The organism is Limnospira fusiformis SAG 85.79 (assembly GCF_012516315.1).
Classification (GTDB): Bacteria; Cyanobacteriota; Cyanobacteriia; order Cyanobacteriales; family Microcoleaceae; genus Limnospira; species Limnospira fusiformis.
Window position 1 is genome coordinate 2,088,066 of sequence record NZ_CP051185.1, and the last position, 15,345, is coordinate 2,103,410.

The 15,345-nt window shown below is 42.2% G+C and carries 14 protein-coding genes; 6 read left to right on the forward strand and 8 right to left on the reverse strand.

The features are described from left to right. Positions 1-65 precede the first annotated feature (65 nt). The 3 genes from HFV01_RS09980 to HFV01_RS09990 all read right to left on the reverse strand — a co-directional run bounded on the left by HFV01_RS09980 (position 66) and on the right by HFV01_RS09990 (position 2,811). On the reverse strand, positions 66-1,259 hold the full coding sequence (locus HFV01_RS09980) for a DNA-methyltransferase (protein WP_006624986.1): 1,194 nt from the start codon (positions 1,257-1,259) through the stop codon (positions 66-68). A gap of 110 nt (positions 1,260-1,369) precedes the next feature. Beyond that, positions 1,370-2,386: a succinate dehydrogenase/fumarate reductase iron-sulfur subunit gene (locus HFV01_RS09985; RefSeq protein WP_006624987.1), complete on the reverse strand. Its 1,017-nt coding sequence runs from the start codon at positions 2,384-2,386 to the stop codon at positions 1,370-1,372. 32 nt (positions 2,387-2,418) lie between these two features. After that, positions 2,419-2,811: a 6-pyruvoyl trahydropterin synthase family protein gene (locus HFV01_RS09990; RefSeq protein WP_006670643.1), complete on the reverse strand. Its 393-nt coding sequence runs from the start codon at positions 2,809-2,811 to the stop codon at positions 2,419-2,421. Between the two features lie 52 nt (positions 2,812-2,863). Here HFV01_RS09990 and cobU point away from each other — a divergent pair, with 52 nt between their 5' ends. Continuing rightward, entirely contained in the window at positions 2,864-3,430 is a 567-nt protein-coding gene (gene cobU / locus HFV01_RS09995) for a bifunctional adenosylcobinamide kinase/adenosylcobinamide-phosphate guanylyltransferase (protein WP_006624989.1), read from the forward strand. Between the two features lie 3 nt (positions 3,431-3,433). On the opposite strand, the gene HFV01_RS10000 is transcribed toward cobU, so the two are convergent. The 3 genes from HFV01_RS10000 to HFV01_RS10010 all read right to left on the reverse strand — a co-directional run bounded on the left by HFV01_RS10000 (position 3,434) and on the right by HFV01_RS10010 (position 8,718). Further along, a complete protein-coding gene (locus HFV01_RS10000) occupies positions 3,434-5,494 on the reverse strand; it encodes an FHA domain-containing protein (RefSeq protein WP_187757685.1) in 2,061 nt (686 codons plus the stop codon). Between the two features lie 36 nt (positions 5,495-5,530). Continuing rightward, positions 5,531-7,045, reverse strand: a complete 1,515-nt coding sequence (locus tag HFV01_RS10005) for an FHA domain-containing protein (RefSeq protein WP_006624991.1) — start codon at positions 7,043-7,045, stop codon at positions 5,531-5,533. Positions 7,046-7,137: 92 nt separating this feature from the next. Then, the gene (locus tag HFV01_RS10010) at positions 7,138-8,718 is read right to left on the reverse strand and encodes a WD40 domain-containing protein (protein ID WP_193521056.1); all 1,581 of its coding nucleotides are present in this window, start codon (positions 8,716-8,718) and stop codon (positions 7,138-7,140) included. A 319-nt stretch (positions 8,719-9,037) separates the two neighbouring features. Here HFV01_RS10010 and HFV01_RS10015 point away from each other — a divergent pair, with 319 nt between their 5' ends. From HFV01_RS10015 to HFV01_RS10030, 4 genes are read left to right on the forward strand one after another with little or no spacing between them, the layout of a single operon-like run. After that, positions 9,038-9,937: a hypothetical protein gene (locus HFV01_RS10015; protein ID WP_193521057.1), complete on the forward strand. Its 900-nt coding sequence runs from the start codon at positions 9,038-9,040 to the stop codon at positions 9,935-9,937. Positions 9,938-9,955: 18 nt separating this feature from the next. Further along, a complete protein-coding gene (locus HFV01_RS10020) occupies positions 9,956-10,954 on the forward strand; it encodes a hypothetical protein (RefSeq protein WP_006624994.1) in 999 nt (332 codons plus the stop codon). Between the two features lie 53 nt (positions 10,955-11,007). Further along, positions 11,008-11,934, forward strand: coding sequence for a coiled-coil domain-containing protein (locus tag HFV01_RS10025; protein ID WP_006624995.1), 927 nt, complete (start codon positions 11,008-11,010; stop codon positions 11,932-11,934). 59 nt (positions 11,935-11,993) lie between these two features. Then, positions 11,994-12,890: a coiled-coil domain-containing protein gene (locus HFV01_RS10030; protein WP_006624996.1), complete on the forward strand. Its 897-nt coding sequence runs from the start codon at positions 11,994-11,996 to the stop codon at positions 12,888-12,890. Between the two features lie 39 nt (positions 12,891-12,929). On the opposite strand, the gene HFV01_RS10035 is transcribed toward HFV01_RS10030, so the two are convergent. Both HFV01_RS10035 and tmk read right to left on the reverse strand, forming a co-directional pair. Continuing rightward, positions 12,930-13,934, reverse strand: a complete 1,005-nt coding sequence (locus tag HFV01_RS10035; RefSeq protein WP_006670647.1) for a DNA polymerase III subunit delta' — start codon at positions 13,932-13,934, stop codon at positions 12,930-12,932. After that, positions 13,921-14,616, reverse strand: a complete 696-nt coding sequence (gene tmk, locus HFV01_RS10040) for a dTMP kinase (RefSeq protein ID WP_193521058.1) — start codon at positions 14,614-14,616, stop codon at positions 13,921-13,923. Before tmk ends, HFV01_RS10035 begins: the two co-directional genes overlap by 14 nt. 380 nt (positions 14,617-14,996) lie before the next feature. Here tmk and HFV01_RS10045 point away from each other — a divergent pair, with 380 nt between their 5' ends. Next, on the forward strand, positions 14,997-15,344 hold the full coding sequence (locus tag HFV01_RS10045; protein ID WP_006625000.1) for a hypothetical protein: 348 nt from the start codon (positions 14,997-14,999) through the stop codon (positions 15,342-15,344). Position 15,345: the final 1 nt, after the last annotated feature.

The window sequence follows — 15,345 nt, forward strand, 5'->3', positions numbered from 1 at the left end:
CTAGAGATTTAACCCATTTTTGGGGTTAATTAACCGGGGAGGTGGTTGGGTAACTAGATGAATGGTCAATCATCTAATTGGCTTAATGAATTGAGGATGGATAATCCAGGCGCATTAATAACCCTAACACCTGGGGGTAAACTGACCAAATCCGAAAAATAGCCCCCTTCATTTATCGCAATCAAAAACATAACTAAAGCATTCTTATTTTTTGAGGCGTTATAGAGATAGTTAGCCGCCTCAACTATAGTCTCATGATTACGTTGAACCCTAACCGGAATAGGACAACCATTAACATCAGACCTAAGAATTGCATCAATTCCTTTATTTCTGTGAACCACAGCAAAATCTAATCCCCATAGTAGTCCTAACACACTTTCATCAACATTTTTGTAAGAATCGCGACCTTTAGTGAGTAGATTAGAATTAGTTTTAATCGGGTCACTCAAACGTTTTTTAGTTAATTCGACAGCATCAGTAGATATATCAATTCCCACAGAATTTCGTCCGAGTAAACTAGCCGCCACCAAAGTGGTACCGCTACCACAGAAAGGATCTAAAATCAAATCACCTTCATTGGTAGCTATCTTAATAATTTGTTCCAGTAAAAGCAGCGGTTTTTGGGTAGGATAACCGACCCTTTCTTTAGCTTTAGGATTCAAATAGGGTATTTCCCAAACATCACTAAGAGGAACCCCTTTCTTACCGCCACTAGGGATAATATTACCATCTAGGTCTTTGTCATAAATAGACTTGCCATATTCATCTCGTTTTCGGCGCTGGAGAATTTGATCTACGTTGGTAGTTTCCGAATATTCGCCATAAATAAAATTAAATGTATAATCATCAGATTTGGTATAGTAAAAAATAGTTTGATGTGCTGGTAGCAAGGCTTTCTGGGAATTAGACCAGCGTTTATAGTGCCAAATAATTTCAGAGCGAAACATTTGCGGACTAAAAACATCATCCAACAACAATCTAATCAGGTGTGAAGCATGGCGATCGCAATGAACAAAAATAGACCCAGATGGCGACAAAATTCGCCACATTTCTTGCAAACGTTGATAGATAAAATTCCCATATTCTTGATGAGAAGACCACAAATCTTGAAAAGAAAACTCTTTGCGGCTATCTCTAGTTGTTAATTTATGGGTTTTTTGCGAAAAAAATGGCGGGTCAAGATAGATTAAATCAATGCTATCTTTCTCCCAAGTGCTGATGATATTAAGGCAATCACCTTGATAAACTAATGCACTCATAGTTAATTACTCAATATTTTCTAGAAACAGTAAGGGCGGGTTATGCGAGACTGCTCAACCCACCCTAGTAGCTTAATCTGCTAACTTAATCTGCTAATTGTTCAGGGAAATTATGGCTTTTCCTTCTCCAAACTTTGGACAGACTCAATGAGCGATCGCACTGTTTTAGTTCCCTCAGAAGGTTCAAAACCAAACGGAAACTTACCCCGTAAAAGCATCCGAACACCCAAAGGACCAATACTGAGAATACCTCGGACATCTCGTAAGTAGTTACCCACAACCATTAAGCCAAATTTACGCTCATCAACCCATCCCCCTTGCTTCACCAGTTCAACCATAACCTTACGGTGGCGCACAGGACGACTATCAGATGGCTGCTTACGTTCTAATATTTCATGCTTAATCTTACCAATTTGGTCCATAGGAGCCACCTCCATCGGACAAACTGTATTGCAGTTGTAGCAACGGGTACAGCCCCAAACTCCCTGAATATCCTGGTTATACTGTTCTAAACGTTCCTCAGTGCGTGCGTCACGAGAATCAGCAACCATTCTCTGAGCCTTAGCCAGGGCGTGAGGACCGACAAAAGCCGGGTTAACCTCTTTGGCATTGCATTCAGAATAACAAGCGCCACAGAGGATACAATTGCCATTTTGATTCAAACTTTCCCTTTCTTCGGGAGTCTGGAGAAACTCCCGCTCAGGAATTTTACGCGCCTGTGTACTAACATAAGGTTCCACCGCTTCCAGGTTATCCCAGAATTGGGTCATATCCACCACTAGGTCTTTGATTACAGGCATATTACCCATGGGCGCAATGGTTAATACAGGAATCTCATCGCCGCCTGTATAACTTGAATTAGCAGCAGCAATGTCTTGTAGGCGTTTGACTTCACTGGCCACATTTTCTTTACAAGCTAGGGCGGCGCGACCATTAATCCTCATTGAACAACTACCGCAGATGGTATTTCGGCAGTTTTTGCGAAAGGCTAAAGTGCCGTCAAGTTCCCATTTGATCCGATTTAGACTATCTAAAATAGTAGTAGCTGGATCAACATCTAGCTGATAACTTTGCACTTGCGGCGCGCTTGAAGCAGTTTGCCGGATAATATTAAATTGAACTTTCATTTGCTCAAACCAAGGTCTGTCCCTATTATAAATCAGGTTTCGTCTTCATACTCAACCCAGGAATTGGCTGTTTCGGAAACCATGACTTTTAGCTGTACTCCCTCTGGGACTCGCTTTTTGGTTTCATCATAGATAAATTTGGCAATCATTTCGGCGGTGGTTTCGTAGTTGGGGGGTAATATTTCATTGAGAAGACCGTGATCAAGTCCGCCTTTGCTGACATCTTTCTTGGCCCATCGCAGGCTGCGGAAATCGGCAACCATCACCGGGTGGGGACAAAATTCGGATCCGTGCAGTTGGTTTGATGTGGCTTCTACTCGGACTTTATAGGTGTGTCCGTGGAGGCGACCACAGGGGCCGTTGTAATCTTTGATATAGTGGGCGCTATCGAATGTAAATTCGGTTGTTAGTTTCCATTTAGACATGGGTGGCTGACCTGTGGTTTTGGTAACTGTTGACAATTAGCAAAAAATTGGGATGACTGATACGGGAAGATTAATTTTAGTAACTGGTCCGGTGCGATCGGGTAAAAGTGAGTGGGCGGAAAATTGGGCGGAAAATTACGCTAGAAATTACCGCAAGTCGGTGATTTATATAGCCACATCTGGTTTTGATGATGACGATCGCGAATGGTGCGATCGCATTCAAAAACATCGCGATCGTCGCCCTTCCGATTGGACAACTTTAGAGGTTCCCATCACATTATCAACTACTTTAGCATCTGTGGCAACGGCGGATAATTGTATTTTAGTAGATTCTCTGGGGACTTGGTTGGCTAATTTATTGGACTGGGAAGAATCACAATGGGAACAGGCGGTTACGGAGTTATTACAGGTTTTATTAACCGTCACTGGACCCGTGATTTTAGTGGCTGAGGAAGTCGGTTGGGGGTTGGTTCCCCCTTATCCCTTGGGCCGCCTTTTTCGCGATCGGCTAGGGGGTTTAGTCCGACTGCTGGGGACTCATGCTGATTCCGTTTATTTAGTTACTGGGGGTTATGCGTTAGACTTAACTCGCTTAGGTGTCAAAATATCCCCTGATTAATAACTAAAGTCTCTTGAATTTTTGCACTTCCGCGAAATCTTTTTCCAAATTCCGTTGGCTAGATTGATATTGGTCTTTTTGCATCCGCAACTCTAACTGATGTTTTTCGCTATTTAGTAAATAAGCATTATAGCACTCATTAACCGCCTCTAAATCATCTCTAATTCTTCTTTCCTCCTGTTCTAAAGCATAGCCCATATTTTGGACAATATTATTGCTGATATTTTTAATGAAAGATTGATAATAGCTATTCATATCTTTCTTGAGTTTTTCAGTATTATCTTGAATTTTCGCGGTTTTATCTTGATGATAAGATATCAGCGTAGTCACCATAAAAATAGGTAACAATATCGCCACTATCCTACCTTTGACATCCCCACCCGCTGGAATAAATAAACTACCCATCAGCATAATAGTTCCCACACCAGATATCACCTGACCTTTCAGATTTTTAAATAAATAACCGAACAAACTCGGTTGTTTATATCGACTCTCAAAAGTTGGCTCAATCACAGAAGCCTGTAATATGCTTCTAAAATCTATATCTTCTGGGGGGTGAAATAGGGATTCCGACCATGATAAATTAGGCACAAAGTTCAGGATATCATAGATACGTTTTAGCAGCCCATTTAAACCATCACCGCCATAAAAATTACCAATTCTTTGCCATTCTTCAGAAGACCATTTGATCAACTCTGTTTGACAAACATGAATGGCTTTTAAGTGCAGATAGTGACCCGTAGCATTAGGATTATCTCCTGCTTGTAGTCGGACATATAAATATGCGCCCCGCTGGACTCCGCTGGATTTTAAATCATCAGTAAACTGCTGAATTTTATAGAATAAACTACTTTTCCGAAACTCATCTAATAAATTATTTTTTGATTGATTGAGGTCATTTTTAAGCATTCGGAAAAACTTATCTTTCTCATCTCCAGCTTTTTTTAAAGCCTTTTTCATATCATCTTTTAAATCATTAGCCTGTAAAAGACTAAGCTGTGCTTCCATTTGTTGACAGCTCTGTTTAACTGCCTCAATTTCTCGTTCTAAAACCTGTTCGATCGCCTCTAGTTTTTCAAGAATATTTTGGCTGAAGCGTTTTAATAATAATTTTTCTCCCTGATTGGCTGCCAGTTTTTCTAAAAAATCATAATGTTTATCTAGTTTCTGCTTCACTTCTGCTTCAATATTTCCGGGATTATATGCTGCCAAATCTCCTGGCAAATCGATTACCTCAACGCCAGGATATTCGGTATTTAAACTGTTATATATATCCTCAAATTTTTGACAGTCTAAAATTACAAATATATGCTCTATTTGGTTTTTAATTGCTTGCTGAATTGCCGACTTATGACTCTCTATATGCTGTTCCTCATCAATGATTATATATAGTATATCCGCATCAGTTAACGCCTTGGCGCTGGCTCCATTGCTGATTGATGAATTAACTGGCTGTGATGCTTGTAGATGTAAAGCAATACAGCCTGTAATTGGTATTGCAGAACCCAAAAAAATCGACTCATCAGCAGTTAATAAATGATGATTGTCTAGCGGCGTATTATTAATAAAACTGCCATTGGTACTGTTCAGATCGTTAATTTCCCAGCCGCGAATATTACCGTTAACAATGGGTTTAATTTCCGCGTGTTTGTTACTAATTAAATGATACTCATTGGGAATTTTTACCCGACAACTACGATGGCGACCCACTTGGATAATCTCATGTTCCGAAAGAGGATAACGCTGGATTTCTGACCCGCTTAATCCATCAACAATAATTAATTCTGGAGATAACTGGGGTTGGGTTTGGCTGATTACCTGAGTTTCCCATTCATAGGATTCTAACAAATTAGGGCGATCGCTTAATAGATTGTCAAAACTCTCGCCTATCTCCGGGGAACTACTAACAATTTTACCTCTCAGTTTTCCGCTGTTTAACTCAGACTCTAGCTGTTCCAGGGTTTGGGCAATTTCCAGATAAGCCGGGTCTCGGTCACTTCTCAACCCCAAAAATCTGTGAATTTCCTGTATTCTAGTCGCGATTTTATCAGTTTTTAAAGACATAATCGAATCCCCAAAACTTAACTTTAATTTAGCCTATTACCACAGCAGAGGACCTTCTACCTGCTCAGGAATTGCTGATGGTGTTGCTGGAGGTGGTGGAACATCTCCCGTGGTTGCGGGTGGCTGATTGGTTTGTTCTGGCTGTGGCTGATTGGTTTGTTCTGGCTGTGGCTGTGGCTGCGGCTGTGGCTGTGGCTGCGGCTGTGGCTGTGGCTGTGGCTCTGGCTGTGGCTGTGGCTGATTGGTTTGTCGTTGCGCTTCTTGCTTGGCGGCTTCTGCTTCTCGCTTGGCGGCTTCTGCTTCTCGCTTGGCGGCTTCCGCTAGTCTCCTCGCTTCTGCTGCTTCCGCATTCAGCCTTTCTTGGCGCTGTTGTTCCGCAATGCGTCTTTCTTCCTCCCGTTTCTGATCATTAGCGCGATCGATAATTGGTTGCACTTTTTGTTTCCAATATTCGCTATCTTGTCGCGGTGATTCCCCCAATAATGCTACCCTTTCCGTTTCTGCGATCGCCTCCCTCCAAGCCTCTCGGTTCAACGCCTGTCTCGCATTTTCTAGGTAATTCTCATTCCGATTCCACTCCTGCTCCCATTGGGAAAGTTCTTGCTTAACTCTGGCGGCGTTGGGACTCGTTTCGGGGATAGCTTCAGCAATTTTTACCGCCTGCTGATAATTACCTTGGCGATATTGTTCCTGCGCTAATTCCTCCATCCGTTGAGATGCTTGCTTAAAGAAATTTTGCGCTTCTGAGTAGGAAGAAGTATTTTCGGGAACCTGTAAAGCCATATCGATCGCACCCCGCCAAGAACCCGCTTCCGCTAAACTATTCGCCTGTTTCATTAACACCGCCGCATGACCATCCTCACAACTTTTTAACAGTCTTGTTAACTCGGATTTTAATACAGGTGTCATCCCGGTAGTTGTCGGTTCTATGGTTAATGCCGTTTTACAAGTCTCATAAGACTCCTGGGATGCTACCATATTACCCTGTTGATGATAACTAGCTCCCTGGTCTAGTGCTTGTTCCGCCTCCGCGATCGCATTTCTGATCGGTGCAGCAGCCTGCCATTTATACACCCAAAATCCTCCCCATCCCAAGCCGATCATTAATACCACTCCACCCAACCAGGGTAATGCTTTCTTAACCGGAGAAACTGGCGGCGGTGGTGGCGGTTCCGGTGGTGGTGGCGGTAGTTCTAACCCTCCCGACACTGGCTGGGTTCCAGCGGCGATCGCTGTGACTTTAAAATCTATATTTCCTAACTGAATATGGCTGCCATTATTTAGGGGTTCCTCACCCACAGGTAGCAATTTACCATCTACAATTGGCGGGTTACTTTCCCGTAGCGATCGTAGATAAAATTGGTGATTCTCTGGACTAAAAAAAATTTCGATATGTAGACCGGATACCGTCTGATCCACGCACACTAAATCACAGCGACTCCCATCTCTACCTATACGGAAAACTCCCGGATGTTTGCTGGGTTGGTTGGCTCGAATACTGGCGCTATTCAACCTTCCCTCTTCTGCCCACTCTAAGGTTAGTTCAGCCATGAATCTGCCGCCTGCTATTATACTGGAAACTCTCTACTCCATTTTAGTAGATATTCCCTGGATTGGGTTAATCTTTTAACATTTTGTAAATCTTAGATACACCAAATTTTGATCTGATTGTCTTCACTACCACTAGCTAGATTTTGTCCATCGGGACTAATGGCGATCGCTCCTACTTGCCAACTATAACCGGAAATAGTGCGGATTTCTGTCTGCGTTTCCCATTGCCAAACTTTCACCGTTTTATCATCAATTCCAGCAATTAAAATTTTGCCATCTGGACTAAACATCAGAGCATTAATCGCCGTTTTACCACCCTCAATAGTCAAAATTTCCTCCCCTGTTTTTACCTGCCATAGTTTAATGGTTTTATCTCCACTACCACTGGCGATAATTTCACTATTAGGACTGATGGATAAGGCAGTTATAGCTAATCTGTGTCCTGATATATTGAGCGTTTCTAAACCAGTTTCGCGGCTCCATAATTTCACGGTTTTATCACCACCGCCACTGGCGATAATTTCACCATTCGGCGCAAAAGCAATAGCATTAACTGCCATTTTATGACCCGCTAAGGATTGGATTTCTTCTCCTGTATTAATATCCCAAAGTTTGATGGTTTTATCTTGGCTACCACTAGCTATAATTTGACCGTCGGGACTGAAAGCAACCGCATTAACTCCTGATCTGTGTCCCTCAAATGTGCGGATCTCTTCTCCATTACTCAGGTTCCAAAGTTTAACGGTTTTGTCAGCACTCGCACTGGCTAACATTTTACCATCTCCACTGAAAGCAACCGATCGCACAGAGTTAGAATGTCCCCCTAAAGTTCGGATATCCGCTTCTGGGTTCAGAGTCCACAAACTTCGACCCGGTGCTGATATTTCCCCTGCTTGTATCCCGAAAATCTTACTCTGACTCTTTTCGTCTTCCCCTTCTGACTCCGCTACAGGTTCGGGTTCTGACTCCGCTACAGGTTCGGGTTCTGACTCCGCTACAGGTTCGGGTTCTGACTCCGCTACAGGTTCGGGTTCCGACTCCGCTACAGGTTCGGGTTCTGACTCAATTATGGGTTCGGGTTCTGACTCAATTATGGGTTCGGGTTCTGACTCAATTATCGGTTCGGGTTCTGACTCAATTATGGGTTCGGGTTCTGACTCAATTATCGGTTCGGGTTCTGACTCAATTATGGGTTCGGGTTCTGACTCAATTATCGGTTCGGGTTCTGACTCAATTATCGGTTCGGGTTCCGACTCAATTATCGGTTCCGCAATGGGTGGGAGAGAATTATCAGAAGTTGGCGGCTGAGGCTTGGTTTGATATTCAAATACAAATTCGGGTCCATCCTCACTAAGTTTAATGCGATCGCCTGCTTGGAGGGGATGATTTACCGCCATACGCACACCATTAATAAAAGTGCCATTGACACTATTAAGATCCTCAATTTCCCACAGTTCTACAGAACCTTCTAATACTGGCTTAATTTTGGCGTGATACCGCGATACCATTGTATATTGAAGAGAATCAACTACAATATGAGCATCTTTACCACGACCCAAAATAACTTCTTTAGCCGCAGATAAATCATACTGAAACACAGGATGATCTGGTTTTTTATTACCGGGAATACACAATTTAATGACAGCACATTTGTTTAGGTTAGATTCAGACATATCGACTAATCCAATCAACTATTATAATAATTTTTGGGGGGTTATGTTTGGGGGGGTTATGCACAATATAGGGTGTCCGCTCCCTGATTAAGTTAAGTTATCTGAATATATTATGATCGATTTTGCCTCCCTCGTCAATTCTAAAAAAAACCTAAATTTTCCGACCAAAACTCGATAAATATGGTAATGAAACAAACCCGCCCTGATTTATATAAAAAATTGTAACGTAATTGTGGGCATCTCAGTGTGAGTTAGCATATAATAAAAGCACGGCAATTTTCTCAACCCATCCCCATCATTAAATTGGGAGGACGTTAGTATGGCAGATATTGCAACCATTGAAGATTTAATCGAACAGAATGAGGCGAGAACCCAAGCCTTATCTGAAGAAGTAGATCGAGCTATGATCAGTGTCACTCTGGTTGAGCAGTTTCTGACAGCGATCGATAATAACTTAACCGTCGCTGGCGACACCGCTAAGGCTCAATTTGAAACGATGCTCGCTGCTCTCAACAGCACGGACGAAGCCATAGAGAGTGAACTAGAAACGGCGAAAGAAAACCTCAGCAGTCTCCAGGAAAAAATTAGCGAAGTTGATGAAAAAGTAGAATCTACTTTAGCGGAGATTAAAGCTAAGTTAGATGAGTTAAAAAGCCACGCAGCCGAGATATTATCAGATTTAGAGTCGGAGGCTGAGTCAACAAATTCGGGGTTATTGGAACTTTCCCAACAGGTGGAAACATCAGAGGCGGAAACCCAGACCCAAAGTGAAACGGCTAAAGCTAATGTGGAGGAATTTCGCAATAAAATAGAACAATTGCAGGAGGGTTTTAATAGTCAAAAAAACAGCCTTTTTGAGCAATTCGAGGCTTTACAAGGTGAAATTGAGGCTAAAATTGAACAAATTGCCTCGGATTTTGAGACATTGCGATCGGAAAGCAATAACCAAAAATCCGAGATGGAAAATGCCTTAGACACGGCTTCGGAAGACGCTATCAATACGATAACTAATAAATTTGTGGATGAGGCGAAAAGTCAGCTTTTAGGAAGTGCAGAATCTCTGAGTGAGGCTCTCAGTGCTTTAGGAGAAGCTGGAGAGAAATCCGAGGAAATGTTAGACGGACAATTGGGGGATATTATCGATAATATTAATAATGTGGTGGACGCGGTGCGACCGGTTTTAGATGTGTTGTCAAGAGTTAGAGATTTATTAGGTTAATTTTAGGGAGTTAAGACCATGGCGATCGCTGAAGATTTTGGTCAATCATTAGAAGAATCGGCTGAGAATTTAACCAACTTGTTAAATGTCTTAGATCAAGCCTATGATCAACTTGATCAACTCTGTGAACAATTGGAAGGGGAGAGTGACGACCTGGAAGAAACCCCAGAAATTGTCGAAACCTCATTTTCTAATTTGGTGGAAACCCTAGAAACTGAAGAGTCTAATGTTACCTCGGCTCAAGAGGAGTTGATTTCGGCCTTAGAAGAACTACTACAAAGTATTTCTGATGCTGAAGGTAGCCTAGATGAAACCTCAGCCAATATCGAAGAAAATTACAGCACATTTGAATCTGAGTTAGATAATGATATCGCGGAAATGGATGGGGATATGGATGAAACCAAATCCACATTTGAGGAACTCAAAGACAGCTTCGAGCAACTAACAGAAGCGATAAATCAAGCCATGGAAACCACTATCGGGGTGTTTGAAACCTTGGGTGATGCGATATCGGATCTTGAGGAACGAGTGACAACCAATCAGGAAGAAACAGAAGGTAATTTTGAGGGTTTAGTTACGGAAATTTCCGATAATCATAGGGACTCGTTAGAATCATTGTTGGGAAACTTTAGCCAATTTTTGGCTCAAGATAAATTATCAGAAATTACTGATGATTTTAGTAATTTTAAGGGGGTTTTGACGGATGTATATAACACCCTTGGTAGTCAAGCGGCGGCAGTAGCCGATAATCTTCAAGAAAGGGGAAGCGCAATTTTTGAGAATGTCAAAGATTATGCTGAGGACTCGCTCAAGGACAATTTAGAGGATTCCTTTAAAGATGCTATTGATGATGTGGTCTCGGATATGATTCAAGAGGTAGGAGAAAATATGGTTATGATGAAAGTGGGAGCGACCGTTACTTCATCACTAACTCCGATTTTACCGCAAATTGTAGCAGCTAAGGTCGCCACCGGAACTATCAAACAAGTTTTGAGTTTGGGAGGCATTTTATCTTGAGTTTGACGGTTGAATGCTGCTTGTGCTTATTCAAATATTAAGGAAAAGTGACAATGGAAGAAGTTTATAATTCTTTGGCTCAAATGTCTTCGGTAGCACCGGATAAATTAAATAGTTTAATTGGGGGAGCTACAGAAATTAAAGATGCGGTGCGTGTCCTCGAGTCTAATGTTGAAGAAAAACAGGGTTTAATTGAGGCTTTGATGGAGCAAATAGCTGATGCTTTGAATGAATTTCAGCAGGAGGTTGGGGAACAACAAACGGAAATAGAAAGTGAGGTTGAGGAAACTAATAATATTGCGGAAAGTTGGCAAGAAATTATCAGTGATGCTCAACAACAATTAAGCTCGGAAATGCAGACGGCTCAGGAAAAATTAATCGCTCTGAAAGAGGAGTTGGAGTCGGGTAATGATGAGATTAATAATGCGGGAGAAGAAGCACAAAATAGCCTGACTGAATTACAGGCAAAGTTGCAGGAGGGTCAACAGCGACTTCTGGAGGCTCAAGAAAACCTGAGTGATGCTATTCAAGTTTTGCGAGATAAAATTGAGGAGGCAAAAAATAGCGCTCAGGAACAGGTAGAAGAGTTAAATGATCAGGTGAATGAGGCTGAGGAGGAAGTGAGCGATCGCCTGGAAGAAATGGGTAATAGTTTTACGGAAATTCAGGGAGAATTTGAAACTAAAATCGGTGAAATTACCAGTGACATTATTGAGTCAAAAATTGATGAATTACTGGATGAGTTACAGGAGAAAATCGAAACGGAGTTAAAAGAATTGACTGATTCTGCGGTGTCTGAGGTGAGAGAAACCCTTGACAACATAATGGATAAACTCAGGGGTGCGAAAGATGATGCGGCTAGTCATAGACAAGTAATTAGTCCGCTAATCGAACAGTTAGAGGACTTTATTCAACCTATGGAACTTTTAGTAGACTCGGTGCGAAATTTGGCGAGTAAAGTTGGGGTTTCTTTTGGTTAAATCACCCTAAATATATGGGAATCAGCAGAATTTGATATTACGGAAATTAGGAGTTAGAAATGACTTTAGAACAAGCAGCCAATGAAGTGGTTTTAAAGATGACTCAATTTTTAGAAAAAATTGACTTGGAAGAGGACCGCATTGATAATTCTCGCCAACAGTTAGAAACGATAACGGAAGAAGTGGAAACTGACTGGTCAAGCCTACAAGAACGCGCTGAGGAACTGTTAGAAAAAATAGCGACCGGGAGGGAAGAGTTGGCGGCGGAACGGGAAGCGGTTAGTAATGAACTTGGGGAATTACGGTCAAAAATTGAAGCAGCACAGGAAGAAGTTAATCAAGAATTAGAAGAGACTCAAGCTGCTTTATCTGATTTTTATAACCGAGTTGAAGCGGTTACGCCAGAGTTGGTTGAGGTGATTAACCAGGTAGGAGAATCGTTTAATGCTCTGACGCAAAAGGCGGGGGAACTGAGTACAGAACAGGAACAAAACTTATCGGAAACTCAAGAGTTTATAGCTGAAGAGGTGAAAAGTGATATCGAAACTCACCAGTCAGAAATTGAGGAACGGAGTGGCGATTTTGAAACTTTTATCGGGACAACTATTCCTGAACTGAAAGATGTGTTGAGCGAATTTACGCAACAGGTTAATGAAATTGTTGAGGGGGTAACAGACAAGGTACAAAACTTACAGGAAGTGGCGGAAAAAACGGCTGAAGATACAATTGAGGAAATTACGGAATCTCAACAGGGTAGAATTGAGGAGTTGTTGGATGCTGCTAACCGTTTAAAGGATATGATGGAACAAATTAGTAATATCATCGACCAAACCAGTGATACGGTGGTGACGACTAAAGATACTATGGTTGATGCAGCAGATACTACTAGCACCGGTTTAAATGCGGCGATCGGTATTTTTGATGACCTCAAAAGTATTTTAGGAGGGATTTTGTAATTATTGATAACTGCTGCTGATGACTGGGTGAAATCATGGTTAAATATTGGCGATCGCCATTAGGGTACACTCCCAGACTAAGCGAGGTTGAACGTAAGCCAGCAGATGTTTTCTCGCCTGTTCTAACTGGTGAAGTAATCCGGGAATGGCTAGGCTATTGTTACCGTTAACCCCCGGATTATGGTATTGTTCCCAATAGGAATGTTGCAGATAATCCACTAACCATAACTGAGCCTGAGTGTCAAGAGAGCGGCTAATTTCTGCGGCTAATTCGAGAGATTCTCGTAAACTTTGGGGGAGTTTTTTCACTTTGGCTAATAGTTCCGGTGGAATAGTTTGTAATTGTTCCCAACAGGCGATCGCTTGTCCGGGACTACCCTGCGCCATTGCCATGATCTCAGCATGACGGCAAATTTCACCATAACCCTTTTGAGTTAATATCTGAATTATATCAGTATTTGACAGTCTAAAAAAAGGGATTTTGGCACAGCGAGAAACCAAGGTAGATAACAATGAATCCACACTGGGAGCAATTAAAATTAACACGGATTTACCCGGTTCCTCTAGGGTTTTTAATAAACCATTAGCCGCTCCCTCAGCCATAGTTTCCGCCGCCTCTAAAACCACCACAGACCGCAGAGACTCCAAAGCTGGACGGCTGACAAACTGACTAATTTCTCGGACTTGATCAAGGCGAATTTGTGGCGGTGCGCGACGTTTGAGACCAGAGGCGGCGGCTTCGGCTGCTGACAGCAATTTTCCTTGGTGTAAATAGGTGGGTTCTACCCAAAGTAAATCGGGATGATTTCTCATCTTAACTCGATGTTTAATAGATTGTTTGTGTGCGTCTTCCTCGGATGAATTTAGCAGATTTTTGCGACCTTTCTGCAATAATAATTCAATAAAATATTGAGCGGCTAAACTACGACCTACTCCGGGTATCCCGACGAATAAATAAGCGGGAGCGATCCGATTTTGGGCAATAACTCGGCTCAGAAGTTCGATCGCTTGAGGTTGTCCAATTAAATCGCTAAACGCATCCATAATTATTTGAGATTAACCCCCATTCTAGGAGTTTTTGGTTGAGTATATTTTGGATTTGTTGGGTAACACGATCGCGATCGCCATTTCCATCAATAGGGACAATCCGCTGGGGATACATTTTGGCTAGAGTCGCAAATCCCTCAGCAACCCGATAGTGAAATTCTAGATCAGCCTGTTCAATGCGATCAGCTTTTTTTCTGGCTTTAATCCGGGTGAGTCCTGCTTCTACAGGAACATTTAACCACAGAGTCAAGTCCGGCACAACACCCCCAGTCGCGATCTGGTTAATTTGGTGAATTTGCTGCAAATCTAGTCCCCGACCATATCCCTGATAAGCTAGGGTAGAGTCGGTAAAGCGATCGCATAAAATAATCGTCCCCTGGTCTAACAGCGGTTTAATCAGAGTTTCGATATGTTGTGCGCGGTCCGCCGCATATAATAATAACTCACTGCGATCGCTCAGAGGTTCCCTGATATCATGGTGAAGTAGTAAATCCCGCAAATGCTGACCTAACTGGGTTCCCCCCGGTTCCCGCGTCACTTGAACCCCCCGTTGGTGGAGTTTCCCCCCGGAAGAATGGTTTAACGACAAGCGATCGGCTAACCACGGCTGAATTTGCTGTATTTGCGTAGTTTTACCGCATCCTTCTATACCTTCAAATACAATTAGTTTTCCCGCCATTTTTGTATTTAGAACCTCCCTAGATCTGATTCAGTCATCGCATATTATGGCAGTTTCGTTAATCAAAATCCGAAAATTTGAGCAAATCTGGTGGGGAGTTTTTACTAAGCCACACCCGAAGCGCTATAATAATCCCGGCTTAATCACCCATCTCTAGGGTTTTGTACCAGAAATGCCAGTTTCTCTGTCAGGGAACCATAAAAACAGTTAGTCAATATAGCACTACAGCTTGTTCACCAGTCGCTTAATACATTGCCCTCACCCTAAATCCCTCTCCCAGAGAGGGAGAGGGACTTTGAGAGGTGATCAGATGATTTCTGAACAGGCTGTAACCTGCTTATTGGTATTAATTAAACTTGGAAATTATCGGGAGTTTTTCGATGGCTCGTTATACGGCTTTTTTTGTGATTGCTATCAATATTGAAGATGCCAGAGAAATATTAATAGATATTATGGAATCTTGCAACCTTGATCTGATTTATCAAACCCCCAGTTCACTTATTGCTAGGGAGGCGATCGGTCAAGTTTCCATATCTCAATTAGTCACCTTAGAGGTAGTATTTGATACAGCCACCTCCACAGACACAGAAATCAAAATGACTGTGGTTTTAAAAAATGAAGAATTACCCCTACAACCCGATAATCACTGTCGCCAAATGTTTGAATTGGTCAGCGAAATGATTATCAACCATCGCCAGTGGGTATTACTAGAAAGCATGACACTCTAGT